Consider the following 24,754-nt stretch of genomic DNA (forward strand, 5'->3'; position numbering starts at 1 on the left):
TCTTAGGCGATGTGATCTACAAAGACACCTTGCAAACTATCCATATTATGAGCAATGCGCACTGCCTCTTCTGATGGTAACTGCATCACCATATTGCCAGCATTGTCTGTCACACGAATAATATGATATCCGGTGGCGTGATCAACTGAAATATTAAGGTTAACGCCTTTGGACTGAATAAAAGTCTGGATCGCATCAGCTGCAGCTTGCACGACCTTCTCAACTGGACGAGCACTTTCGCGAACGCTGGCGTTAGATTTTCCGGATGTATCCAAAACAATCTCAGCGGGTTTGAGAGAAACAACTTCGGATGGCTTGACAATAGGCTGCGCAGGATTAGCAGCGCTTAATCCAGGATTAGACGGTAATGCCACAGATGACTGTGGCATTACTGACTGTGGTGCGGAAGAAATTGGATTCATATGAAACCTCTTACTTGGGTCTATTAGCCTAGCCCTTAGGCTAATAGACTTTCCTTAATAAATCAACAGGTTATTACTTCAACAAGGTCAAGATGACGTTAGGCATTTGGTTTGCCTGTGCCAACATGGATGTTGCAGCTTGCTGCAAGATCTGACCACGAGTTAGGTTTGCTGTCTCAGCTGCATAGTTAGTGTCAACGATACGGCTTTGAGCGTCTGCCAAGTTATTGGACAAAGTCTGCATGTTGTCAACGATGTAGTTGAGGCGATTTTGTTGCGCACCAAGGGAAGCACGGTTAGCGATGTTATTTTGTACGGCTGTCATGATGTCACTGGAGCTAATCGAATTAACCGATGTTTGCGTAGTTGATGCCGAGGCCATAGTCTCAGTACCAGCCGGAGTACCGGAAATTGTAATAGCTGTACCTGCAGTGGCAGCAGCTGAGCTAGTTGCAAATTTCAAAGTATCGGCAGTGCCTTTAATAACATAGTAAGTGTTCCCAGATGTCAATCCAGTAATGGCGCTACCTGTATAAATAACTGCATCGCCAGTAGAAAAACCATGAGCAGTAGAAGTAACAGCATTTGCTGCAATCACGGTATTACCAATAGTTTTACTTGACGAGCTTGCTGCGGATAATCCTAGAGCTTTTATGTTCAATGCATCAATGTTTACTGTTGTGCTAACACCGTCACCAGTAGCAAAAGATTTGGTTGTATTAAAAATTGAAGATTGGCCACCCTGAAATACGGTACGAGAATTAACTTGAGCGACTTCATTAAGAAGGGTAGAAATTTCAGTATTGATTGAACCAATCTGCCCGGTAGTAGCATCACCAGTCAAAGAACCGTTTGCTTTTTCAGTTACTAATGTCAAAACACGTTGGAGCATCTTGCTCACAACATCTAATGCACCTTCAGCAGTTTGCACCATGGAGATTGCATCTTGTGTGTTCTGGATAGATTGATCAGTTACGTTCTTAGTTGCTTTTACTGCTTCAGCAACTGCATAACCAGCAGCATCATCTTTTGCGCTGTTGATACGCTTGCCAGAAGATAACTTCTGTACTGAACCAGCTAAGTCAGCTTGTGCAGTTGAGAGGCTCTTTTGTGCGTACAACGACGCCATGTTTGTATTAAGGACTGCTGGCATGTTTAGTTCTCCTGTGTATAACTAAATTTAATATTCAAAAATTACTTCAACAAGGTCAAGATGACGTTAGGCATTTGGTTTGCCTGTGCCAACATGGATGTTGCAGCTTGCTGCAAGATCTGACCACGAGTTAGGTTTGCTGTCTCAGCTGCATAGTTAGTGTCAACGATACGGCTTTGAGCGTCTGCCAAGTTATTGGACAAAGTCTGCATGTTGTCAACGATGTAGTTGAGGCGATTTTGTTGAGCACCAAGGGAAGCACGGCTAGCGATATTATTTTGCACCGCCGTCATCACAGTTCCTGTAGTTAAACCATCAACAGAAGTTTGGGTGGTGTCATTTACTTTTGTAAAGGTACCTGGCGCAGCTGTAATTGTAAGTGCAGCACCGCCGGCAGTAGCTGCGAGAGTCATAGTTGTTGCAGATCCAGCGGTCTTAACATAATAAGTCTGACCATTGGTAAGGTTAGATGCAGCACCAGTACCCTTGTAAAGAACAGCATCGCCAACTGCAAAGTTATGAGCTGCTGTTGTAGTAATTTCATTTGTCGCAATACTTGCAGTAGTGGCGGCCGCTCCATTCAAACCAAGCCCTAGGTCAACAAGGGTTAATGAATCAATGTTTACAGTTGAAGTTACGCCATCACCAGTAGCAAATGAACTTGTTGTTCCAAAGATTGAAGATTGGCCACCCTGGAACTTAGTTCTTGCTCTGATTTGATTTACTTCATTAAGAAGCGTAGAAATCTCAGAGTTAATTGAGCCCTTTTGGCCGGTTGTTGCATCACCAGTCAAAGAACCGTTTGCTTTTTCAGTTACTAATGTCAAAACACGTTGGAGCATCTTGCTCACAACATCTAATGCACCTTCAGCAGTTTGCACCATGGAGATTGCATCTTGTGTGTTCTGGATAGATTGATCAGTTACGTTCTTAGTTGCTTTTACTGCTTCAGCAACTGCATAACCAGCAGCATCATCTTTTGCGCTGTTGATACGCTTGCCAGAAGATAACTTCTGTACTGAACCAGCTAAGTCAGCTTGTGCAGTTGAGAGGCTCTTTTGTGCGTACAACGACGCCATGTTTGTATTAAGGACTGCTGGCATGTTTAGTTCTCCGTAACTTATTAATGCTTCATAAATATGTTTCTTACGTACCTAATACGGATGGCTGGGTAAATATGTTTAGGGGTATTTAGTAAATATTTACTAGAAATTTATAAGTTATTGTTTTTATTGGTTATTTTTCTTTAATTTCTTTCGATTTTTCTTCGTTTAGTCGTTTATTTGTCGATATTTCTGCGTTTATCGCCTGTTTTGGATGGGTTTAGTGGGCTCCTTTAGGGCGTACACCCTGCTTTTTTGCATGATTTATGGGGGTTTACCTAGCTTTTGGGAGCTTCAAAACCCCCTCCTTCCGTTATGATTCTTATTAGTGAAAAGTGTGTAATTTTTGTAATTAATGTTGAAAATTGCACATTTATGTTTTTTCTATATAAATCAATAACTTAAATATCTAGCCCGCATTTATGGCAGCTCTTGGCTTCTCTCTTAAACGCTTAAGCGCTAATTCCGCCCAAGCCGGTATTCCAATCCTGGTTTTGATGGTCTTGGTGATGATGCTGGTGCCTTTGCCTGCAATCGTGCTCGATATGTTGTTCACGCTCAATATCGCGATCTCGATCATGGTCTTGATCTCTGCGATCAACATCAAGAGCTTTAAAGATTTTGTAGCCTTCCCAACTATTCTGCTGCTCACCACCCTGCTACGTCTTTCTTTAAACGTAGCGTCTACGCGTATTGTGTTGATTGATGGTCACACTGGACCAGGTGCTGCAGGTAAGGTTATTGAAGCCTTCGGTAGCTTCATGATTGGCGGCAACCTCACCGTTGGTATCGTGATCTTTATCGTGATCACCATCATCAACTTTGTGGTGATCACTAAAGGCTCTGGCCGCGTTGCTGAAGTTTCTGCACGCTTTGCTTTGGATTCGATGCCTGGTAAACAAATGGCGATTGATGCGGACTTAAATGCTGGCATCATCAAGCAAGAAGAAGCGAAAGTACGCCGTGCCGAAGTAGCGCAGGAAGCAGACTTCTACGGCTCCATGGACGGTGCCTCCAAGTTCGTGCGCGGCGATGCCGTTGCCGGCATCATGATTTTGGTCATTAACTTGATCGGCGGCATCATTGTTGGCGTCATGCAATACAACATGGGCTTTGTGGATGCGTTTCATACCTTCTCCACGCTGTCTATTGGTGACGGCCTCGTTGCACAGATTCCGGCATTGGTGATTTCTACTGCAGCCGGTATCTTGGTAACCCGAGTGGCTACTGAGGATGCCTTCTCAGATCAAATCTCCAAACAATTTAGCGCAAATAGCAATGGCCTACTCGTTGCTGCAATCATTCTGGGTGTGTTGGGCTTAGTACCTGGCATGCCTCACCTTTCCTTCTTAGGTTTTGCAGGACTCTTTGGTGGTCTAGCTTGGCTTATCAATAGCCGTATCAAAGCAGAGAAAGCACGCGTTGCCACTGCGAGTGCAGCACCAGCCAATCGTGAAGAATTGAACTGGGAAGATGTTCCAGTCATCGAACCGCTCTGCTTGGAGTTGCCTTATCGCCTGATCTCTCTAGTTGAGAATGGTGACGATAGTGATTTGATTAAGCGCATTCGAGCGATTCGTAGAAAGTTCATTGGTGACACTGGCTTCTTAACCCCGTCTGTACATATTCGCGATAACTTACAGCTGCAACCAGAAACCTATCGCTTCTTACTCTACGGCGCAGAAATTGGTCGCGGCCAATGTCTGCCGGATCGCTTGTTAGCGATTCAGCCAGCTGGCGCAGAAGATATTGAAGGCATCAAGGTGGTTGATCCTACTTTTGGTATGCCTGCGATTTGGATTACCCGCAATCGTCGCGATGAAGCAATTACCAAAGGCTATACCGTAGTGGAGCCTGCAGTAGTTCTGGCCACTCACTTAGATAATTTAGTTCACAAGCACGCCAACGAACTATTAGGCCGCCAAGAAGCCCAAGAATTACTCGATCACTTCAAACTCAGCTATCCAAAACTGGTTGAGGACGTAGTACCTAAAGTGGTAAGCGTTGCGAACTTCCAAAGATTGCTACAACTCCTCCTGGAAGAAGGTGTGCCTATTAAAGACTTGCGCACCATCTTAGAAGTTGCCGGTGAAGTAGCGCCTAAAACTCCAGACCCAATTGATATGTTGCAACCAGTGCGCTATGCATTGCGTCGCATGATCGTGCAAGATGTTTACAAAGACTCCAATAACTTCTCTGTGTTGGGTATTCAGCCAGAATTTGAGCGCTTGATTGAACAAGCGATTGGTACCAATGCGATTGCACCTGATGGCGTCATTGAGCCTTCACTTGCAAGGCTGTTTGGCGAAGAGGTTATTCGTGGCATTGATGCACTAGAAGAAGCTAATCTGCCCCCAGTGATCGTTTGCAGCACACGTTGCCGCCTGACTTTTGCCAAACTAGCCAAGCGTGTTCGTCCCCAAGCAATTGTCTTGGGTATGGGTGAACTCCCCCCGACCGCAAATCTGTCTTACTTTGATGTCCTGTGCAAACAAGCCGGCAACAATTAATGAACGCATTACTTCTCATCTTCATTCCGCAATTTTCATACGCTAGGTAATCAATATGGGTCCACAAAAATTTACCGCCGCCAATTCTGCTGAAGCCTTAAAAATGGTGCGCGAGAAAATGGGTTCCGATGCGCTAGTACTGGCCACTCGGGATGTTCCTGAGGGTGTAGAGATAGTAGCGATCTCACCAGATGCTTTGGCCCACCTAGCAACACAACGCCCTCACCCAGCCAGCCCAATAACAAGTACTGCCGCACCAGCTGTCACCACTCCTGAGCCGACACCAAGCTTTAATTCGATTGCTAGCTCTATTGCCAATCCACCTACCCCTACTTCAGGCTCTACCCCTGATGTTGGTGGCTTAGTCATTGCTGATGTTATTCAGACTGAACCGCGCGCAAATGTAGTGGATCACCAATTAGGTGTTGACCCAACCCCCGAACAAGCTCCTCGTGTTGAAAAACTCATCGCTGAAGTCGAAGAAGTGAAAAAAATGTTGCAGTCACATTTGGCTGGCAACTACTGGGGAAATCTTCAACAGCAATCCGCAAGCGCTGCAGAAGTGACAAAAGCTTTATTGAGCGCTGGTTTTTCACCAAAGCTTTGCACTCAACTCATGCAAGATCTGGATGGCAGCAATAGCGTGACTACGCTATTAGGCATGGCCCAGAAAAAGCTTGAGCAGATGATTCATACGATTGATCCAATCGCCGCCTTTGATCAAGGTGGGGTATTTGCTTTCATTGGCCCTACAGGCGTTGGTAAAACCACTACCGTTGCTAAAGTGGCTGCGCGTTGCGTATTGCGCTATGGCCGTAATCAAGTCGCCCTACTTAGCACCGATACATACCGTATTGGCGCTCAAGAGCAATTAAAAGTCTTTGCACGCATCCTTGGTCTACCCGTTATCTCCTTGCGTGATAGCGAAGATCTGGCGAGTAAGCTCCAGGAACTTTCCCAAAGAAGAATCATCTTGCTAGATACCGCCGGTGTAAATCAACGCGATGTCTTGATGATCGAGCAATCACAGCTTCTTAAAGAGGGCTCACGCCATGCGCATCGCATTCTGGTAATGAGCTCCACAACAGATCTGCGCACCCAAGAAGATGTAATTACCCTGCACAATCAAGCCTCAAAAGAAGCCAATCAAACTGGCATTTTGGGTGCGATCATTACCAAGACCGATGAAGCAGCACAAATTGCACCGGTATTGGATTCATTAATTCGCCATGAGTTGCCATTAATGTTCCTCTCCAACGGTCAACGTGTTCCAGAGGATTTGAGTCAGGCTAATGTGCCCTATTTGGCACATCGCGCAATGCGCCCACGTCAATTAAGCAGCAATCTGAATATTCAAGATGAGCAAGTGCCAGCACTGATGGCGGACTACCTCAATGACTGGACGAAGAATAACTTTTCATGAGTCTTTCTAGCAAACAGCCCAGCATCGGCAATACAGACCAAGCGGAGGGCTTACGCAATCTCTTTGGCAACAATCTGCCAAAAGTATTTTTTCTAAGTAGTGCGCTTGATCCTGATAGCACCGCTGCTATCGGCCTGGGCGTAGCACATGCCCTCAGAAGATCAGGCTTTAAGGTTCTGCTGGTTGATGAAGTATCTTTTCATAATCGCCAGAGATTGAATTCACAGATCTACAGCACTAAATATGATTTAGGCCAGGCACTGTCAAATTTAGTGTCGTTTGAAAAAGCAGTTATGCAAGTTGAAGATAACCTTTGGTTTACAACTGCCTCACGTGCTCGTCATTACTTTGCAAGCAAACAACTGGTACGCCCTGCTTTAGATGTGCGCACCCAAGAATTCGGCCTGGGCCTTGATTACATTGTTGTGGTCAGCGATGATCCAGCACCAGCTGTAATGCCATATTTAAGCGCTAACCTCAATCACATCGTCTTAGCGTCTTGCAGCAAAAGCAATCAAGCCAAAACGATCGCTCTGATTAATCAACTCATGATTAGCGGTGCCGATGAGCCTGTCTCGATCATGATGGTCGGCGGCAATGATCGTAATGAAGGTGATGAGGCCTTCAGAGCGCTGGCACAAGAAGCCTCTGCGCAACTAGATACCTCATTAGCGCTTTTGCACTGGGTGGGCGCTAAATCACTAAGCGACTTTAATGATGAGGCATCGACCCCAGCACAAGCGCAGATCGAGCCCGTCATTCCGGCTAGCTTATTTAGGCATATTGCCCACCAGATCAGCAGCTAATTACGATGCGCCCTTCCGTAGGAAACCCCTATCAAGCAATCAGCCTCGATGAGGCGATTAAATTGCATGCGCCCTTAGTTAAAAAGATTGCCTATCAAATTGCATCTCGCCTATCCGCCAACGTTGAAGTGGATGATCTCATTCAAGAAGGTATGACAGGTTTATTAGATGCTTTGCAGCGCTATCAACCGCAACCGAATTTAAGTTTTGAGGTGTACGCCAAGACACGTATTCGGGGGGCAATCTACGATTCTTGTAGAGCAAATGATATTTTGCCAAGACACCAGCGTGATCAAATCACCGCTCTTGAAAAAGCAACTCGCTCTCTAGAGCAACAGTTAGGGCGCGCACCAGAAGATACTGAGATTGCGCAGGCTGCAGGCCTTACGCTGGACGAATACTTTAACGTCGTTGCAGGCGCTGTAAACCTCACACCAATTGACGACCTACCCGATGAACTCATTCCACCGGATAAGCAAAATGATCCGATGCAACTGACATCGATGAAGCAGATGGCGAAAAGCTTAGAAGGATTACTGAAGAAGCTTCCTGAAAAAGAGCAGCTTGTGATGGCTCTGCACTACCAAGAAGAGTTGTCTTTCAGGGATGTAGCTACTGTCTTAAATTTGACACCAGGCCGAGTAAGTCAACTCCATACCCAAGCCATGATTCGCATTCGTGCGGGCATGAAAAAAGACGCCTAAGCGCCCTTATAGAATCTGGGTTTTAGGTCCTTAGACCTTTAGACTTTTTTGGAAAAAGTACCAGAGCCGAGACCAGGCACATTACCAGTACTTGAGTAGGTAGCAGAATCTGACTGCTGTGCAATGAAGGCTTGTAACGCCGCATTCTTTTGCGCAGCCAAACGAATCAACTCACCATTGATGTGATGATCTACAGTGGCTTGCTCAAGTTGCGTCTTCACTTCTTCTTTTAGCGGTGAAGGCAACGCATCCATGTCGTTACGGAGTTGCTCTACACCACCAGGATAAGTATTGAGTTTGTCGAGCGCTTGTTGTGCCCCTGCAATGGCATTAGGCAATGCATCAATGTCTTCGGCCTCTAGTGCTGCACGTAATGATCCGACAGCACTAGCTACTTGCGAAATTTGAAACTGAACGGGATTGCTCACTTAGAACTTGGAAGAATTACCGGCAGCGGCAACTGCTTCACGCAAAATCAGCTCAGCTGTTTTAGGAAAATCCACTTTGAATTCACCCTTCTCGATTAGCTTGCGAATTTTCTCTAATGCGTCTGCATCAGAGATAGAGCGGGAACTAGAAATGGATACAGTGCTAGCTGCAGTAACGACTGGATTGAGATCCAGATTTACTCCAGCATTGGGTGTTTTGGCAGCTGAAGTGGAGTTTGATGCGGACGCAGCGCCACCCTGAGAGCTTTTCTTCGCCTCAGTTTGACCTGGTAATACCGATCTGTTCTCGTTAATCTTCACGCTATATATTCCTTGTTTGCTACATTCTTTACTGCATTTACTATCTTCAAAGCTAGTCGATTTTAATCTCAACCGTCGCAGGACCTATTACTTTACCCTGTAAAGCCTGGCCATCTGGCATTTTGACCTTAACGGAGTCACCACTTGACCCCCCTGACTGAGCAACCCCAGACCCTGCGGCCTCAAAGCCAGAACCAATAATTTTGACCTTAACCTGGTCGCCTACCCTTATTACGGATGATTCCCGTAAATTGTTTAGGAGAATCGGATTCCCTGGCGCAATAGGCCGAATAACCTGTCTACCAACAGCATCCTCAGCTTTTTGGACGAATCCATCAGGCAAATCGCTTAAATCCCCCTCGGAAAGCACAAAATCCCCCTGAGAAAGCCTGGAATTGCCCTGAATTTGATGGGAAGTGACCAAATATTGCCCAAAAACCTGGATTTTGACCGGCAGAGAAACAAACCATTTAGCCCCTTTATTGCATCTGACGGGGATATTGACCCGACCCCAGAGGCGCGTACGAGCTGGTAATTCGATTTCATAGCCACCCGGGCAATCTGGCACCCGAATACGGGGATCCACATACTCCACAGAGGTTTTATAACTCAGCATCGCTGGATGCTTGGCCACCAAAGCCTTGATCTCCTTATCCAGCGCCGGAGGCACTTGGGCAAAAGCCTGCCCTACAAAGAAGCTAGCTCCCAGCAAAATGAGTCTCAAAATGGAGGAATGAGTGATTTTTAACAAAACTGACCTTTAATTTATTACCTTAGTGCCACTGAGCACCGCTTACACAGCTACCCAAGAATACGGGGAACTCGCATCATCCAACGCAATACCCTTCATCCAGTATGGTCCTGATAATACCGAAGGAAGCGCAAAGCTATTCATATTCACAATTGGGAACACCTCATTGGCATGCAAAACCTCATGCGTGCAACCGCTACTCAGTCGCAATACTTTATCGCAGCCCACCGCAGAACCCAAGGCATCGCTAGCAGCAAACTGACCATCGAGATTGGAGATGGAGAGGAGCTGAGCCCAACTCACGACGTAATAATCTGAGCCGCGCTTGAATGGCAAAAAGCGCATGCGCTTTAAGCTGGCCGGCATCGTAATGCGTAAGCGGTCATGCTCTTGTCCAATTCTGCCCTGAGCTTTGGCAATAATCTCGCCCGCTAATTGCAAATTGGCTTGATCAAGCTGTACGCCATACAAATCAACAAATAAAGTGAGTGCTTGTTTGTTGGCTACCAAGCGCTGTGCTTTTGGTAAGACGCTAATCGCACTGACTAAAGTATCGACAACATCAGCATCAGCAAAAACGCCATCGACCACCATCTCTGTGGCCAAATCCGTCAGAGCATTTGCTAAAGTCAACTGACCTAAAGCGCTTAATGCGTCCTGATGCTCAGACAACAAAAAATCAATCGGTTTATTTGCTGGTAAATTTTGCGCGCTCAGCATCTGCCGTATACGCTGCACTAAATTGAGACCCATTCTTCGCTGCGCAATAACGGAAGCAGCAGGCACAAACTCTCTTGGATCAATTACCGCTGAATTCAGTGAGGAAGATGTGAGTGCCGGATCGGAAGTCTGCGTGGAAGTAGTCGCTTCAATGTCTGCAGCCGGGGCTTCAGATTCAGTGGCAGCTTGCTGCTCAGGCATACCCCACTCGTCAACCATTGACTGCATTTGAGGCGACTGAAATGATGCACCACCCAATAAAGCCAACATATCAGTAGATAAACGCTGAATCTCTTCAACGTGCGCAGCAGACATGACCATGTCATCAGACTGCTCTAATGCAAATAGCGCCCGCTTTAACAACTCCACCAGATTTTGTGCAATCGGCAGAACAGATGACTGCTCAAGCGAGAGCTGACGAGAGACATCATCAGTCAAGGCACTTAATTGCGATAAGCCAACACTTCCCAAAGCATCCGCTAGGTCACGCGCATGTAAGCCTGCTTGAGTTAACGCCGGTGGATTGGTCTCGATAGACCAAGCCATACCTTCGTAGGCTCGATTGATATCTGCAATAAAGAGACTGAGGTAATCATTTGCCACTATCGACCACCTAAACCATAACCAGAGTCTTCTGTGTCAGCAGGAATATCGCCCTGCACTACTTTATCCAAAGCGGCGCCCATCTCTTCAAGGACACCTTCCATTCTTTCGATCTGACGTTGCAATTGTGTCAATGCAAGAATGAGACCCTCTGAATCTCGTGAGATACGTGATGCATCTTGCAACTCAAAATGATATTTTTGCGAAACGACTTGATGCATCGTATTGCTCATGCCGCCTAATGCGTGCTCTAGATGCTCAACCACCGTATTTAGGCGCATTGACTGCTCTGAGAGGTTCATCTGCATTGGCATGCCCGAGTTATGCAGACCCAACTGAATCGCCTGTTCTCTTAAAGCAACAATCTCCACCTTCATGGCAGCGATCTCAGCATCAATTAATTGAGTAGGATCTGGCAACTCTTGAATTTTCTTACGACGTCCAGAATTTTCATCGGCAAGCACACCATGAAAGCGCTTAGCCGCAACCAATACTTTGCCGCCTAAGTCAGCAATTTGATTTAAAGCGATCTGGGTGTAAGGCAGGATATCGTGCGCGTCTTTTAATGACTCCCACTTTTCTTCATCGAGCTCGCTCTCATCGATACCGCCATATTGATTACGCTTACCGTAAGTAAAGTTCACAACCAGTGCAGCAAGCAAGCTGAGTAAAGTCAAAATCTGCGAAACCTGGAGCATCAAAGTCTGATTGCCGTCGCGTGAGAGCACTTCTAAGCTAGTGGCATAGCTTCCAATGCCATCGCGATCTTGAGTCAGCTCTGCTACTTTGGCTCTGGCAGCGTTAAATTGCTCTAGGGCCTGGGCATAATCAGCCGATTTGACGTACAGCGGGATTTTCTTGAGGGCTTTATAGATTTCTTCTTGGCGTGGATTGAATTTATCACCGCTTGCCAATGCATCTAAGGCAGGCTTTTGCTCTGTTAAGACATTGAGGCCGGTCATGAGCTTGCTAAACGCAGCAGCATCTTGTGAATTGGCCTGCCACTTATATCCAGCATCTACTAGCTCAGGCAAAGTCTCAGCAATCTTGCGATATGGCGACTCTTTGCGAATGCGATCGACATTTAAGAGACCCTTCTCTCCAGTTAATCCCTTAAGAGAGTCAATACCCGCTGGTAAGGCAATCAATAACTTTTCATTATTCGTGAGTTGCTTAAGGCTATCTCGCAATACCGTTAACTTGGCACGAACATGCTGCTCTGATTTGACCTTTTCGCCAGCAAGTTTCTCTAAAGTCGGATTAAGTTTGTCGCTATCGATGTTTTTATCAATTTGCTTAAGCAGTTTATTAATGCGATTAAAGTAATCGGCATTCACTTCTTGCGTGGAGTCACTAATTTGCTTGGCAGAAATAAAGAACTCGTACCAAGCCTTGACCTGCTTGGCTTTGTGCTGAGTTTCGGCAGCCACGATTACCTGCTGGCGCTCTAGCCAATGGCCGGCAACCAGTGAGATCAAACAGACGCCTAGAAGAAGTCCAATCAATAGACGCTTGCTTGCATCTAGACTCATCTGAATTCCAGAACCACCCCATAATTTAGACATTCAATTCCTCCACGGGATTAGCGGCAAGCAAAATTTGATCTCCATACTGGATCGATAAATCAGAATTCATATGCGCCTCAAATGGACCAAATGTTTTTTCAACTCGAAATCCAACAGCTGCATCTTCATTTGTTTTTAAAACGATGACCCAGGGCAGTACTTGATTTTGAAGTAATGATGGGGAGCGCTCGAAACCACACTCCAATAATCTCTCTGGAGGTAGCAAAAAAATAGGTGCGCCTTCGTGCACCTCTAACCCATATGGATGTTTTTGTTTATCCGTATCTGGGGGTGAATAAAACACAGAGGCAACAAGGCCAAGAGGGATCGCAAGCTTATATTGATCGACCTCGAATCCAAGCCACTGCATTAAATTACTTTTCATATATAAAGAGATTCTTAGGGCAAATACGGGTATTAGCAAAATTTATACCAATAATGCAGATAATACCCATAAAAGTACGACTTTTATACTTAAAATATAGCTATAAAAATTATATTGAAGATAAGTAACCATTGGCAAAAATGAAGTCCAGATGAAGATATCACTCGGTCAACTTCAGAGCGGCCAACTTACCCTTACCCCCCAGCTTCAAAAGGCAATCAAACTATTGCAAATGTCCTCGCTCGAGATGGAGCAGGAGCTGCTAGCTGCTGCCGAAGAGAACCCCTTCCTGGAATACGATTCCAGTCCCGAGGAAGAGTATCTAGAAGCCATACCGGAGTTCTCCCACCGGACCTCCTCCACCCAGGCACAACGCATTGATCCAGACGACATGGATCAGTTCTCCACCATAGCCGAGGAAGTCACCCTGCTCGCCCATCTCATGTCCCAAGTTGGCACTTTAAGGGTGGATGAGTCCCAGCGAAAAATTTTGCAGTACTTGGTGGGCTGCCTTGATGACCGCGGCTATCTCAGGGAAAACCTGGATGAGCTCGAGGAGACCTTGAGCCCGGTTTTGGATCACGAGGATGGCAAGCCTCTTGATCAAATTAAAGCCTGCCTAAAGATTCTGCACTCTATGGATCCTGCTGGTATCGGCGCATTTGATTTAGCCGACTGCTTATCGATTCAACTTCACAGACTTCCAGCCACAGCTCAGGATGCCGCAGCATTCAAACTATGCGAAGAGATTATTTATTCCCATTTAGATTTGGTTGGCAGTAAGAACTGGCTCAAACTGAAGCAGATCACCAAGTGCAAAGAACTTGATCTCAAGATTGCGCTGGAGATGATTCAAAAGCTCAACCCCTCCCCTTGCGATGAATTTATTTCTACCAAGCGTCAGATCATCACACCAGATGTCATTGTGAGAAAGACTAGCAAAGGCTGGGAGGTCATCCTCAATCCCAACAATCAGCCCAGAGTCTCTTTGCGCTCAGAGTATGTGGGGATCATTAAGAGCCAAAAGCCAAGCCCTGAAAATGAAGAGTTTTTTCAAAAGTTTGGTGAAGCCAAAATTCTGATTAAGCAAGTTCATCAAAGAAGCGAAACCATTCTGAAGGTGGCAAAGGCGATTGTGAAAAGACAGCAATCCTTTTTTGAGTTTGGCGAGCTTGGCATGAAGCCGCTATTACTTAAAGAGATAGCAGAAGAAGTGGGTGTCCACGAATCCACTATCTCACGAGTCACCAATGAGAAATACCTCACCTGCATTAAAGGCACCTACTCTTTGAAGTACTTCTTTGGAGCCCAGGTTGTACAAGATGAAGGCATGAATCAAGTCTCTTCCAAGGCAATCAAGGCACTCATTAAAAAGATTATTGAGGCTGAGCCAAGTACAAAGCCAATCTCAGATGGCGCTATCTCAGATTTATTGGCCAAAGAAGGCTATCAAGTAGCCAGGAGAACTGTGGCCAAATACCGTGAGGCCTTACGCATTCCTCCGGTGAGCCTGAGAAAAACCTGGCCCGCTAAAAAATAGCGCTTATTAAAGTACGTGTTTCAGGCCGGTGTAGATAGATAAGGCCGTAGTACCGACAGCAACAATAGTACCGCCGTACTCTTCAACCTTCTTAAGCATTTTGTGCATTTTGTCTGGGGAAATTTTCTCTGATGAAAACAAAGAAATCAAATTGCCCAGCAACGAAAGTCGCGCCAAACTCTTGCGACGATGTTTACTTGCATAAGCCATTCCACCTAAAAGCATGCCGGTTAAGAAGCTAAAGGCGATGCTAGAGGAATACTCAAGCAACTCTTTCCACTCGAAATTATTTTGAGGGAATATCGGCGAGCCATCTACCGCAGTGGTAATGGCGCTCATACCAATAACGGTAGCAATGGACATTGCCACAACACCAACAAACCAAGGAAATACCGATCTCGGGTGACTCTTAAATAGAAAGTACCCAAATGGCAAAGGCAATAACATCGAAATGATGCGCAGATACAGAATCTTTGTATCGTAGACGATGGTAATTAAGGCATGTGAAAGCAGCAGCAATGCTAATGGAATAATCAAATAGCAACCAATATCCATCAAAAGCTGAGTAACCTTTCTAGGGTGCTTAGCTCTGAGCTCATACTCCTCAAGCAAAGCCTCTAGATGGGCAATCTTTTCTTCATAAGCTTCATTGCTTGGGATCGCGGCTAATTGCTTTTCAAGCTCTTCAGCTTTTACCAGTGAGGGCTTTAGTAAATACAAGTCCCTGGCACAGGTTTTACATACATTGGCTTTCTCATCTACCTCGGACAAACAATAAGGACACTTCATAAATTATTTTGTCACCACCAAAGTAAATACTGAATTGGTTTCACGACCTTCGTTATCGGCTACGCTCACACGAATGGTATGGCTGCCAGGAGGAACTTCTGCCTTAGAGAAATCAATTCCTTTATCGCTAATAGCATCACGCAATCGCGGTGTCAGATTGACAAATGGTGATTTCATATAAACCACCTTAACAGAATCAACATCAATCTTTGATTCGCCGCGTGGCACAAACACAATTCGAAAATCAAATGGTGACGTAGTAGCTACATCAGGTGCAGGAGAGTTCACTTTGATGGTTGGCCCCCGAGAAATCCCGCGTGTCTGCCCGCCCGCCGAAGGCAAAGCTGCCTCCTTGGCACTAATGAGTGGTGCAGCATATACAGTGCTTGCAGCTTGCATCAATACCGCGAATGAAGAGAGCAAGACTAATTGTTTAATGTTTTTCATAATGATTGCGCGCCGTTCAGTTTGCACTTAATTGTTTTGAACTTTGAAGTAAAAATCACCGCTCAAGCTGGTGTTTTCCCAAGGTGTTTGTGCATTATTGGTTTCTTGCTGCACTGTTCTGCGTACTTCTTTAAATACAATCTCTACTGGGCGATTAGGCACTTCCATCGCTTTGATTAAATTACGGGTATAGGGACTGTTCTTGCCATTGCCATCCATAGCCACTTTGCCTGGCGATGTGGAGTAGGCAATGATGGTTCCGCTGGGTGCTTCCATGCTAGCAAGGCCCCTCGCCCCGGATCGGTATGCCTTCGGAAATGGATTATCACGACAAGCATCCACAATCAAAATATTGACGCTCTTTTTTGCGGTGCCCATCTTCTCCAGGATAGAAGCAACATCTAAGCTTTGATCAGCTGCCTCGTCTTCATGCTGAATATCTGCATTAACTGGAATAAAGTAGTTCTTGCCTTTTACTTCAACGCCATGACCTGAGTAATAAACCAATCCCACATCACTAGAAAGTAGTTGGTCGCCAAATTGACGGACAGCTGCACGCATTTGTTGCAAGTTGCCATCGCGCACATTAATTACGCTAAAGCCAAGACCACTCAATGCTTTTGAAAAGTCATCTGCATCATTTTTAGGGTTACGCAATGGATTTGTTTTGTAACCTGCGTTACCGATGACGAGTGCAATACGTTTTCCACCTGCCGTTGGGGTTGCCGAACCAAGATTCGGTTTAGTGGCTGCATCTGGCGCAGCAGCAGTACTTGTTGGCGGTGTAACTGTTGGGGCCTCAGTAGAGAGCGTGCGAGTAGCTTCGGTGTTGTCGACAACCTTCACAGCTTTCTTAGCGGTGGAATACAGTGCGCGATCTCCTTTGCCATCCAAAATCCAATAAGCAAAATAGAGACAGCAACCAACAACAAAGACGCCAATAATCTTCAACATACGGCCATTTCCCACAAAAAGAATGAGGTCATATTAGCATCAAAGACAGGCTTGGGAAACAAGGCCTTCACCCCTGTTTTAAGGGCTCAGAGGTCGTTTTAGGTACTTAGCGGTCTTTTACGCAGCGAAAACCTATATAGACCACCGCAATATCCCCTGGCTTAGACTCCACATCCGACTCTTGCTGCCTCTCGGGGCCGTACCACCATGAGGCTCCACGGGTGATAAATCCGCTATTTCGCTCTGTGGAGGTCCATTCCCAGACATTGCCGCCCATATCAAATAAGCCGTTAACACCTGGCTTAGTGCTGCCAGTAATGACATGCCCAGTTCCGCGATTCAGAGCTCCAGCTGGGGCTAGGCCTTTGTAATCACCGCAACCGCTGAGGCAATGAGAAACCGCCGGCGTGCTGCCACCCGGAAATGAATAGCGCTGGCCTTTGACATACCCTGATGGAGGATTGGTTCTTTGCTCTAAGAATGCCGCATTCGTCCATTCAGCATCCATTGGCAAACGTTTGCCGTAGTAACGACAAATCGACTCCGCCTCTTTCTGATTCAAATGTACAGCTGGCTCAGCATCTTGCGCAGGAACGCCATAAGGCGTCTTCCAGGTCCACCCCGGTTTTTTGACAAAACCTGCCTCATAAGAAAGACCGCCGCCATTTTTTTCTGCTGCACTAACAAAGCCAGTCGATGATGTGTAAGTTTTAACGTCAGCAATATTCATCTCGGTTTGATCCCAAATCACATTACCGATTTGAACTGTTGGGATAGATGATGAGGGAGCGCTTTGGCTTGGCGTCGATCTGAGCATGAAATACAGCGCAATGGCTGAAAGCAGTAGACCAAAGAGAACGGTGGAGAAATCAAACTTTTTCATAGGACTAGAGATTTAAGCTAACAATGAATCAGGGCAGTAAATATTGAGCCAGCATAAACCTGAATGAAAATCGATGCAGGGGCAAGGGTTAACGACGCCCTACCCCTCTTTTTAAAACTAGGATTGTTCGTTCAGCGGATGTACTTTGACGATTTCTCCATCCGGATTATGATGGGTCCGCATGACTTTATAAGATCTTGCTTTACGCAATTCCTCTAGCGTCAATTTAGTCCAGATCACATCCTTCTCAATCGATGGACTGCGAACTCCGCTGCGACGGCGTTCTGTTTTAAATCGCCAAATATCTTGCAGCGCCCAGAAGATTAAGACGCAACACAGGGCGGCGCCAAATGGTGCGGTGTACTCGAAAAAAGTCAGAAACTTTCTCCAGCCGCCATAAATAATCCAATCTTGATAAGCCAGATTAATTCCAAAATACCAAGCAAACGAAGTGAACAGCACTTTCCAGAAATACAGCCAAATACCCCAGCCAACAGCATTCGTCACGAGAGAGAGCACAAGCTCCGATTTTGAATGATGCTTTACCTTAGAGTAAATCAGGGAACGATTTTCAGGAAGAGTGACCTGAATATTTTTAACTCTTTTCACTGAAGCCCCCGATCTGGACTAACCCAGCGCCCACGAATCTTGTCTCTTCTGATGAGCGCTCTTGGGAATGCAACTACCGTGGTCATCATCGAAAGAAGCCAGAACGCAATTGGATACCAAATGGTAAATCCATAATTGCGCCAAATTTTTTCGTCGTAACGCGAGTCAATCCACATGGCAATACCAATTTGAATCATGGATGTCAGACCAATGAGCAAGCCAGACCACTCTGGAATGAGCCCATGAATCTGCAAATAGTCTGGCAGCGGAATAATGAAATGCAATAGATAAATAATAACCGTGCCTAGCATCGAGAAGGACCAAAATACGCTGAGGGCATACTCAAAGAAGATGGGCCACATTCTGCGGCTTCTCCAATTACCCCAGATAGCTGAGAATTTCACAATCGCTTGAGCGCCACCAGTTGCCCAGCGCAGCCTTTGACTCCAAAGACCCTTGAGAGTTTCCGGCATCAAAATCCAGCAGGTAGCAGCTGGCTCAAATCGCACTTCCCAGTGTCTAAGCTGTAACTTCCAACTAATATCAATGTCTTCCGTAAGGGTCTCGTGAGACCAGAACCCCACGTCCTCTAGGGCTGACTTCCGAAACATTGCACAAACGCCGGACACAGTAAATAGGCGGCCATACGTTCTCTGAGCGCGCTTAATCAAACCAATGATGGAAGAAAATTCACCCACCTGAATTTTTCCCAAGAGCGAAGATCGAGTCCGAATTCGAGGATTGCCTGTGACCGCCCCTACTCGGCTACTCTTGAGAAAATGACTCACCATCCAGCGAGCTGCATTGTGATCAAGTAGCGAGTCGCCATCAATGCACAATAAATATTCTGCGTCAGTAAGCAATGCAGCCGTTGTCAATCCAACCGCTTTACCCTCATTTTCTGCGTGATGCACAACACGCAGATTTGGATTACTCAAGGCCAGGCGATCGAGAATCTTGGCAGTAGCATCCCTACTGCAATCATTTACCGCAATCACTTCAAAATTGGGATAAGACTGATGCAGAAGATTTTGAATCGTTTCTTCAGCGCACTCTTCTTCGTTATAAAAAGGAGCGATTAAAGCAATCTTGGGATAGGAGCCCAATGCCGGCAGTTTGTGGGGGTTGGAAAACTTTCGTTCATAGCGGAACCAGTAGAACAAGCTACCGCTAATCCACACCCAACTCATAAAAAGCGGATATAGGAAACAGAATCCGTAAATAAAGGCGCTAAAAGCTTCAAACATACTCAAGCTTATTTGGCCCGCAGGTGAAAGACTGGGATTCTTTTGTGAATGATGGGCATATAAGACTGATGAATGACGCCCATGAAAGGCACAAAAATGAACTAAAAATCCATGTTAACACTTTGAATCAATCAAAATATTGGAACTTTTAACTGTATGCACCTAAACATACCCAAATTCGGTGCTGGCCCCAACATAAAGCTTGTATTCTTAGGGATAGAAGCCCATACCCTCATTTAATAGATACATTGCAGCACTTTAGACACCTTCTTCCGCACTGCCTCATTTTGGCGCTAAGCATTAGCCTGGCACACGGCCAAACACCATCTGAAGAATCTGAATACCAAAAAGCCTTGGCCCTGAACAAGGCCTCCCAATACAAAGAAGCATCCTCGATTCTCAAAACGCTCATGAGTGCTCACCCAGAGATCGAGCGCTATAAGTCGGATTACATTGCAGTAGCAAGCAATGCAAAACTGTGTGCCGATGTTATTGCTGTAAGTAATCAGTCCTATATCGATCGCGCCCCCCTCTACGCACAAGAAGCAATTTTTAACTGCTACGTTAGTACGCAGCCATTCCCTAAAACAGAAGCATTGGCTAAATTAATCTTAAAAGCCCATGGCAATAATGAGTCCATCGAACTCAGTATGGTTACGCTGGCGCGAGATCAAAAAGAATTTAAATCCGCCCTATTTTGGAGTGAGCGTTTTATTCAAGACTTTCCTAATAATGTTTCTGCCTGGGAGTTAAGAGCTGGGACGCTACAAGATATTGGCGATCGCTATGCGGCATTGCAAATCTACGAAGATATCAATCGACTAAAGCCCAAAGACCCAAGCAATCAACAACAAATTATTCAAGTGCTTTTAGACATGGGAATCTCCCATCTAGCACTTGATCTTATCGATAACAAAGGCTGGAATGCCAGCAAGAACCAAAAACTACGGGCCATGCATGACGCTGGAGCGATCGATCTTCGTTGGTCGGCCGCAGATTCGGCGGTAGCGCCCAATCGATTTAACTCTACTGATGCTGGAATCCAAATACTGACTGAGGCCTTGAGCTACGCCAAGTCTATTAATGCGCCCAAAGATCAAATACTGGCAATTCAATTTGATTTCGTGGTTGCCTATGCCCGCCGCAAGCAATGGGATAAAGCACTTGGTCTTTACGATCAATTGTTGTCAGAAGGAGTGGCTGTCCCTAGCTATGTTCAGTCAGCAGCTGCCACAAGCTATAGCGCCAAACATGAGTACGCCAAGGCAGAGGTCATTCTCCAAAAACTCCATGCTCAAAATCCAAAGGATTTAGATACCCTTGAGGCCCTCTACTACAGCTTAGTTGACCAAGATAAGTTCCCCGAGGCAAAAGTTGCTTTAGATAACCTGACGGCACAACTTAAAGTTAGACCAAAGCATTTACCAAAAAGAAACTTTGACTACACCAGCGCAGTCATTGAAGCAGCTAGCTTTGAGGCCTACCAAGAAAAGTATGAAGAGGCCAATAAAAAACTGGTTCCCCTACTGAGCGAAATTCCTTCTAATGCCGACTTACTCAAAACAGCTGGCAGCGTAAGAGATTCAGAGGGAATGCACAGAGCTGCGGAAGACTATTACGCTATCGCAGCCAAGCAAGACCCCGAGGATGTAGAGGCTAAGGTGGGTTACGCAAATGCCCGTATGAGCCAAGGGGATATCGCCACATTTACATCGACCGTAAATGAATTAAAACCTGGGTACTCGGATTTAACGGCAGTGAAAAATGCCTCCGATAGGCTAGATGTCTTTAATGAGGGTTACGTTACCGGTAACTTTGTATTAGGTAATGGTGACTACGGCTCCCAAAAGAACAATAACCGTACCAGCGATTTGAGAGTCTATAGCGCGCCCATTAATGAAAATTTCAGAGGCTTCGCACGCTACCGCGACTTAAACAGCGGACCCGCCATACCAGTTACCGACCAAGGAGTCGGCGGAGGCTTCCAATACACAGGCATTGATCAAGAGGCAGAAGTAGAAGTGGGTAGCGCTGGCTATGCCCGCCTAGAAGGTACGCAGACTTTAAATGATAACTGGGCGGTAGGAGCATCTTACGAACGCAATGCCTTCTATCTTTTCCCTGGATCACTTTATGCAACCTATGGCGGCAACGTTGGGGGCTTAGATCTCAAATGGAAAGATGGAGAAACCAGAAATGCTTCGATTGGCTACCGTTACTGGGTGTTGCCTAGTAATAATCGCCAGCAAATCTTCGGCACAGCGAATCAACGCCTATTAACCGAATACAACTACAAGGTTGATGTATCGGGATGGATTGGCAATCAACAAAACACGAACTCGAACGTCAGCTACTTCTCACCTATCAATCAAACTGAATATTCGGGAACACTGAATCTGCGACTTTTGCAGTGGCGCGATATCGCTACCAAGAAATATGATTTCTGGCACAGATTCTTTGGCTCTTACGGTGTTGTTACGCAATCTGGCTATAGCACTCTACCCATGAATAACTACGGATATGGCCAAGACTTTAATATTGGCGACAGAAGAACGCTGAGCTGGGGCGTTGGTAGAACCAGCTTTCCATTTAATGGCGCAAAATCAAGCTATATCACTGGATACCTCAATTTTGAGTCTCGCTTTTAAATGAAATTATTTAAATACCTTATCTGTCTACTGGCCCTACTCAGTAATGTGGCCTGGGGACAGTCCAACTTTAAAGTATTAAGCTTTCATGACATCGTTCAACAAAAAACAGTGGCATCTGAACCTGATGATGTAACGGCAGATAACTTAGTGAACTATTTTTCCTGGCTTAAAGCGAATGGTTATAACGTCATCTCACTTCAAGATGTCATTAACGCTAAGAATAATGGCAAGAAACTTCCTGAAAATTCTATCGTCCTCACCTTTGACGACGGCTATAAGAGTTTTTATACCTATGTGATGCCATTGCTTAAGGCATTCCAGTACCCCGCCACACTTGCTATTGTGGGCTCATGGCTTGACGTGCCTGATAACGGCACGGTCTTATATGCCGATAAAAAAGTTCCTCGCTCTAAATTCCTCTCCTTAAAAGAATTGAAGGAAGTTTCTCGTAGCGGCTTAGTAGAAATTGCTTCACACACCTATGATTTACACCATGGCGTATTAGGCAATGTGCAAGGCAATACCATGCCTGCCCTAACGACCTTCGAGTACAACAAACAAACCGGGGAATACGAGTCTGAAGAGCACTACAGACAGCGCATTGAATCCGACTTAGTTAAGAACAACGCCTGGATAAAGCAACACACCGGCAAAGCCCCCAGAATTATTGTGTGGCCTTATGGGCGTTATAACGGCATGGCTCAAGCCATGGCCAAAAAACTAGGCATGGACATTGCAATCACCTTAGATGATGGTGAAAACTTTGAGTTGCAGCCAGTAGATAGTATTCGCCGCATTTACCTAATCAACAATCCTGAAATTGATGACTTTGTCGCCAACCTCAGAAAGGCTCCTCCTGCTCTTGAGCGCGTGATGCATGTGGACCTCGATTATGTTTATGACAAAGATCCCATTCAGCAGGAAAAGAACTTGGGTTCTTTGCTTGAGCGCGTAAAAGAATCCGGCGTCACCACTGTATACCTACAGGCATTCTCTGATGATGATGCAAGTGGCGTTGCTAAAAGCCTCTACTTCAAAAATAACTATATGCCGGTTAAGGCGGATATCTTTGGACGGGTGAGCTGGCAATTAAAGACTCGTGTTGGAGTCAAGGTATTTGCTTGGATGCCACTACTAGCCTTTAACCCCGGCCCTGAAAAATTACGCGAGCTTGATGTCGTTACCTCAACCGATGGCAGCAAAGGCATAGGCTATCTACGTTTAAGCCCATTCTCCGAGCGCTCGCGGCAATTTATCAAGGGTATTTATAAAGACCTCGGTCGCCATGCCAGCTTTGAGGGCATATTGATTCATGACGACGCCACCCTATCCGATAAAGAGGATGCTAGCCCTGTCGCGTTAAATTACTATGCGAAACATTGGGGCTTGCCTGCCAACATTGCGGCGATCACACAAAACACCCAATACAACGAGAAGTGGTACAAAGCCAAAACCCAAATGTTGACCCAGTTTGCGCTGGATATGAGAAGTGCTGCCGAGTTCTATCGCAAACCAATTAGCATCGCCCGTAATTACTACGCTGAAGTAGCGCTTAATCCAAATTCTGAAGAATGGTTTGCGCAATCCATCCCGAATGGTCTAGAGCATTTCAATTGGGTGGCACTGATGGCCATGCCTTATATGGAAAATGCGAGCAACCCTTCTCAATGGCTCAGCAACCTGGTGGATAAAACCCAGGTCTACCCCAAAGCCAAGAAGAAATTAGTTTATGAGTTCCAGGCCAAGGACTGGAAGACTGATAAGCCCATCCCCACAAAAGAACTAAGTAGTTGGATGAGAACAATGCGGGTTCGGGGAATCTATAACTTTGGCTACTATCCAGACGATCAGTTTACGAACAACCCAAAAATGGAGATCCTTAAGCGGGAGCTCTCCACCAAAGCAGCACTTCAATAGATATCTTTAGATAGAGACTTGGTTTCTGCCGGCTTGCTTTGCCCGATACATCGCCTGATCGCAAAGTGCATAGTATTTTTTCAGAATAGCGCTAGAACCCAATACGCTATCAATCTGGGGATCAAAGGTTGCAACGCCAGTACTGATCGTGATAATAATTTCCTTGTCATCGACGAAGGCGCAGGGCTTGGAGGCGATAGACTCTCTTAGTCGCCCCGCTATCTCCATCGCCTGGCTCTGATTGGTTTCTGGCAGAACAATCAAAAACTCTTCTCCGCCAACGCGCCCAAATATATCAATTTCACGCAGCTCTTCTTGGCAGCGCTGCACAAGACCTACCAACACCTTATCTCCGGCGGGATGACCATAAGTATCGTTAACAATCTTGAAGTGATCGATATCAGCCATCAAAAAAGATATGCACTTTTTACTTCTAAAACTTTTTTGAAGCTCTAGCTCTGCTCGAGAAAATGTTTCTATCCTAGACATGGCGCCAGTTAGTGCGTCGGTTTTTGAAAAGCGATCAAGTGCAAAATTCTTATCTTCCAGCTCTATCAATAAGCGCCGAAACTGAAACATACCGAACAGCAAAAGAAATGAAATTGGCACCGCAAGCCAAGCATCAGTCATATTTATATGACCATTATTTAAAGCATGTAGTAACGGAGAAATACGGCGCCCAACCATCAAGCTGAGTCCAGCCGCCATAAATCCACAGGCAAGCCGATAGGATTTTGAGCGAAAGAATAGATTAATAGCATAAAGAGCTGCTATCACTTGCGCACATAAAGAAATCGAGTACAGAAAAATACTCAGCATCATG

The 24,754-nt window shown here is 45.7% G+C and carries 23 protein-coding genes; 7 read left to right on the forward strand and 16 right to left on the reverse strand.

The genetic code is table 11. The features are described 5' to 3' along the window. Positions 1-2: 2 nt before the first annotated feature. The 3 genes from C2745_RS05985 to C2745_RS05995 all read right to left on the reverse strand — a co-directional run bounded on the left by C2745_RS05985 (position 3) and on the right by C2745_RS05995 (position 2,678). Positions 3-422: a flagellar protein FlaG gene (locus tag C2745_RS05985; RefSeq protein ID WP_215383469.1), complete on the reverse strand. Its 420-nt coding sequence runs from the start codon at positions 420-422 to the stop codon at positions 3-5. A 73-nt stretch (positions 423-495) separates the two neighbouring features. Then, positions 496-1,575 (reverse strand): flagellin, encoded by a 1,080-nt coding sequence (locus C2745_RS05990; protein ID WP_215383470.1) that lies wholly within the window; start codon positions 1,573-1,575, stop codon positions 496-498. Positions 1,576-1,616: 41 nt separating this feature from the next. After that, positions 1,617-2,678 carry a flagellin gene (locus C2745_RS05995; RefSeq protein WP_215383471.1) on the reverse strand — a complete coding sequence of 354 codons (1,062 nt, stop codon included), beginning with the start codon at positions 2,676-2,678 and terminating at the stop codon, positions 1,617-1,619. A gap of 422 nt (positions 2,679-3,100) precedes the next feature. On the opposite strand from C2745_RS05995, the gene flhA reads away from it, so the two are divergent. Genes flhA through C2745_RS06015 form a run of 4 tightly spaced genes read left to right on the forward strand, consistent with a single transcriptional unit; the run spans position 3,101 to position 8,121 of the window. Continuing rightward, the gene (gene flhA, locus C2745_RS06000; RefSeq protein ID WP_215383472.1) at positions 3,101-5,188 is read left to right on the forward strand and encodes a flagellar biosynthesis protein FlhA; all 2,088 of its coding nucleotides are present in this window, start codon (positions 3,101-3,103) and stop codon (positions 5,186-5,188) included. A gap of 55 nt (positions 5,189-5,243) precedes the next feature. Then, positions 5,244-6,611 carry a flagellar biosynthesis protein FlhF gene (flhF, locus tag C2745_RS06005; protein ID WP_215383473.1) on the forward strand — a complete coding sequence of 456 codons (1,368 nt, stop codon included), beginning with the start codon at positions 5,244-5,246 and terminating at the stop codon, positions 6,609-6,611. Beyond that, positions 6,608-7,417 (forward strand): hypothetical protein, encoded by an 810-nt coding sequence (locus C2745_RS06010; RefSeq protein WP_215383474.1) that lies wholly within the window; start codon positions 6,608-6,610, stop codon positions 7,415-7,417. The genes flhF and C2745_RS06010 overlap by 4 nt, the downstream gene beginning before the upstream one ends. 5 nt (positions 7,418-7,422) lie before the next feature. Then, entirely contained in the window at positions 7,423-8,121 is a 699-nt protein-coding gene (locus C2745_RS06015; RefSeq protein ID WP_215383475.1) for a FliA/WhiG family RNA polymerase sigma factor, read from the forward strand. A 38-nt stretch (positions 8,122-8,159) separates the two neighbouring features. On the opposite strand, the gene C2745_RS06020 is transcribed toward C2745_RS06015, so the two are convergent. Genes C2745_RS06020 through C2745_RS06045 form a run of 6 tightly spaced genes read right to left on the reverse strand, consistent with a single transcriptional unit; the run spans position 8,160 to position 12,894 of the window. Continuing rightward, positions 8,160-8,549, reverse strand: coding sequence for a hypothetical protein (locus tag C2745_RS06020; protein WP_215383476.1), 390 nt, complete (start codon positions 8,547-8,549; stop codon positions 8,160-8,162). After that, positions 8,550-8,870, reverse strand: coding sequence for a hypothetical protein (locus C2745_RS06025; protein WP_215383477.1), 321 nt, complete (start codon positions 8,868-8,870; stop codon positions 8,550-8,552). 52 nt (positions 8,871-8,922) lie between these two features. Continuing rightward, positions 8,923-9,621 (reverse strand): flagellar basal body P-ring formation chaperone FlgA, encoded by a 699-nt coding sequence (gene flgA, locus C2745_RS06030; protein WP_215383478.1) that lies wholly within the window; start codon positions 9,619-9,621, stop codon positions 8,923-8,925. A gap of 42 nt (positions 9,622-9,663) precedes the next feature. Continuing rightward, positions 9,664-10,944 (reverse strand): hypothetical protein, encoded by a 1,281-nt coding sequence (locus C2745_RS06035; RefSeq protein WP_215383479.1) that lies wholly within the window; start codon positions 10,942-10,944, stop codon positions 9,664-9,666. Beyond that, complete coding sequence (locus tag C2745_RS06040; protein WP_215383480.1) at positions 10,944-12,509, reverse strand: hypothetical protein; 1,566 nt, start codon at positions 12,507-12,509, stop codon at positions 10,944-10,946. Before C2745_RS06040 ends, C2745_RS06035 begins: the two co-directional genes overlap by 1 nt. Next, the gene (locus tag C2745_RS06045; RefSeq protein ID WP_215383481.1) at positions 12,502-12,894 is read right to left on the reverse strand and encodes a hypothetical protein; all 393 of its coding nucleotides are present in this window, start codon (positions 12,892-12,894) and stop codon (positions 12,502-12,504) included. Before C2745_RS06045 ends, C2745_RS06040 begins: the two co-directional genes overlap by 8 nt. 151 nt (positions 12,895-13,045) lie before the next feature. Here C2745_RS06045 and rpoN point away from each other — a divergent pair, with 151 nt between their 5' ends. Further along, positions 13,046-14,434 carry an RNA polymerase factor sigma-54 gene (gene rpoN / locus C2745_RS06050; RefSeq protein ID WP_215383482.1) on the forward strand — a complete coding sequence of 463 codons (1,389 nt, stop codon included), beginning with the start codon at positions 13,046-13,048 and terminating at the stop codon, positions 14,432-14,434. A 6-nt stretch (positions 14,435-14,440) separates the two neighbouring features. Here rpoN and C2745_RS06055 read toward each other — a convergent pair whose 3' ends face one another. From C2745_RS06055 to pgaC, 6 genes are all read right to left on the reverse strand, one after another. Continuing rightward, positions 14,441-15,223, reverse strand: a complete 783-nt coding sequence (locus tag C2745_RS06055; RefSeq protein WP_215383483.1) for a hypothetical protein — start codon at positions 15,221-15,223, stop codon at positions 14,441-14,443. 3 nt (positions 15,224-15,226) lie between these two features. Then, a complete protein-coding gene (locus C2745_RS06060; protein WP_215383484.1) occupies positions 15,227-15,670 on the reverse strand; it encodes a hypothetical protein in 444 nt (147 codons plus the stop codon). A gap of 27 nt (positions 15,671-15,697) precedes the next feature. Beyond that, on the reverse strand, positions 15,698-16,624 hold the full coding sequence (locus C2745_RS06065) for a caspase family protein (protein WP_215383485.1): 927 nt from the start codon (positions 16,622-16,624) through the stop codon (positions 15,698-15,700). A 106-nt stretch (positions 16,625-16,730) separates the two neighbouring features. After that, positions 16,731-17,507 (reverse strand): SUMF1/EgtB/PvdO family nonheme iron enzyme, encoded by a 777-nt coding sequence (locus tag C2745_RS06070; protein WP_215383486.1) that lies wholly within the window; start codon positions 17,505-17,507, stop codon positions 16,731-16,733. Between the two features lie 117 nt (positions 17,508-17,624). Next, positions 17,625-18,116, reverse strand: a complete 492-nt coding sequence (gene pgaD / locus C2745_RS06075) for a poly-beta-1,6-N-acetyl-D-glucosamine biosynthesis protein PgaD (RefSeq protein WP_215383487.1) — start codon at positions 18,114-18,116, stop codon at positions 17,625-17,627. After that, positions 18,113-19,363, reverse strand: a complete 1,251-nt coding sequence (gene pgaC / locus C2745_RS06080) for a poly-beta-1,6-N-acetyl-D-glucosamine synthase (RefSeq protein ID WP_215383488.1) — start codon at positions 19,361-19,363, stop codon at positions 18,113-18,115. The genes pgaD and pgaC overlap by 4 nt, the downstream gene beginning before the upstream one ends. A 287-nt stretch (positions 19,364-19,650) precedes the next feature. Here pgaC and C2745_RS06085 point away from each other — a divergent pair, with 287 nt between their 5' ends. Together C2745_RS06085 and pgaB are read left to right on the forward strand one after the other, a co-directional pair. Next, complete coding sequence (locus C2745_RS06085) at positions 19,651-22,011, forward strand: hypothetical protein (RefSeq protein ID WP_215383489.1); 2,361 nt, start codon at positions 19,651-19,653, stop codon at positions 22,009-22,011. Next, a complete protein-coding gene (pgaB, locus tag C2745_RS06090) occupies positions 22,012-23,931 on the forward strand; it encodes a poly-beta-1,6-N-acetyl-D-glucosamine N-deacetylase PgaB (RefSeq protein WP_215383490.1) in 1,920 nt (639 codons plus the stop codon). 6 nt (positions 23,932-23,937) lie between these two features. Here pgaB and C2745_RS06095 read toward each other — a convergent pair whose 3' ends face one another. After that, positions 23,938-24,753, reverse strand: a complete 816-nt coding sequence (locus C2745_RS06095; protein WP_215383491.1) for a GGDEF domain-containing protein — start codon at positions 24,751-24,753, stop codon at positions 23,938-23,940. Position 24,754 lies beyond the last annotated feature (1 nt).

This window comes from Polynucleobacter sp. AP-Kolm-20A-A1 (assembly GCF_018688315.1).
In the GTDB taxonomy this organism is placed as follows: Bacteria; Pseudomonadota; Gammaproteobacteria; order Burkholderiales; family Burkholderiaceae; genus Polynucleobacter.

What these genes read in the sequence shown, in the direction of transcription:
- C2745_RS05985 (WP_215383469.1), bottom strand. Translation starts at nt 422, where the DNA reads ATGAATCCAATTTCTTCCGCACCACAGTCAGTAATGCCACAGTCATCT.
- C2745_RS05990 (WP_215383470.1), bottom strand. Translation starts at nt 1,575, where the DNA reads ATGCCAGCAGTCCTTAATACAAACATGGCGTCGTTGTACGCACAAAAG.
- C2745_RS05995 (WP_215383471.1), bottom strand. Translation starts at nt 2,678, where the DNA reads ATGCCAGCAGTCCTTAATACAAACATGGCGTCGTTGTACGCACAAAAG.
- flhA (WP_215383472.1), top strand. Translation starts at nt 3,101, where the DNA reads ATGGCAGCTCTTGGCTTCTCTCTTAAACGCTTAAGCGCTAATTCCGCC.
- flhF (WP_215383473.1), top strand. Translation starts at nt 5,244, where the DNA reads ATGGGTCCACAAAAATTTACCGCCGCCAATTCTGCTGAAGCCTTAAAA.
- C2745_RS06010 (WP_215383474.1), top strand. Translation starts at nt 6,608, where the DNA reads ATGAGTCTTTCTAGCAAACAGCCCAGCATCGGCAATACAGACCAAGCG.
- C2745_RS06015 (WP_215383475.1), top strand. Translation starts at nt 7,423, where the DNA reads ATGCGCCCTTCCGTAGGAAACCCCTATCAAGCAATCAGCCTCGATGAG.
- C2745_RS06040 (WP_215383480.1), bottom strand. Translation starts at nt 12,509, where the DNA reads ATGTCTAAATTATGGGGTGGTTCTGGAATTCAGATGAGTCTAGATGCA.
- C2745_RS06045 (WP_215383481.1), bottom strand. Translation starts at nt 12,894, where the DNA reads ATGAAAAGTAATTTAATGCAGTGGCTTGGATTCGAGGTCGATCAATAT.
- rpoN (WP_215383482.1), top strand. Translation starts at nt 13,046, where the DNA reads ATGAAGATATCACTCGGTCAACTTCAGAGCGGCCAACTTACCCTTACC.
- C2745_RS06055 (WP_215383483.1), bottom strand. Translation starts at nt 15,223, where the DNA reads ATGAAGTGTCCTTATTGTTTGTCCGAGGTAGATGAGAAAGCCAATGTA.
- C2745_RS06060 (WP_215383484.1), bottom strand. Translation starts at nt 15,670, where the DNA reads ATGAAAAACATTAAACAATTAGTCTTGCTCTCTTCATTCGCGGTATTG.
- C2745_RS06065 (WP_215383485.1), bottom strand. Translation starts at nt 16,624, where the DNA reads ATGTTGAAGATTATTGGCGTCTTTGTTGTTGGTTGCTGTCTCTATTTT.
- C2745_RS06070 (WP_215383486.1), bottom strand. Translation starts at nt 17,507, where the DNA reads ATGAAAAAGTTTGATTTCTCCACCGTTCTCTTTGGTCTACTGCTTTCA.
- pgaC (WP_215383488.1), bottom strand. Translation starts at nt 19,363, where the DNA reads ATGTTTGAAGCTTTTAGCGCCTTTATTTACGGATTCTGTTTCCTATAT.
- pgaB (WP_215383490.1), top strand. Translation starts at nt 22,012, where the DNA reads ATGAAATTATTTAAATACCTTATCTGTCTACTGGCCCTACTCAGTAAT.
- C2745_RS06095 (WP_215383491.1), bottom strand. Translation starts at nt 24,753, where the DNA reads ATGATGCTGAGTATTTTTCTGTACTCGATTTCTTTATGTGCGCAAGTG.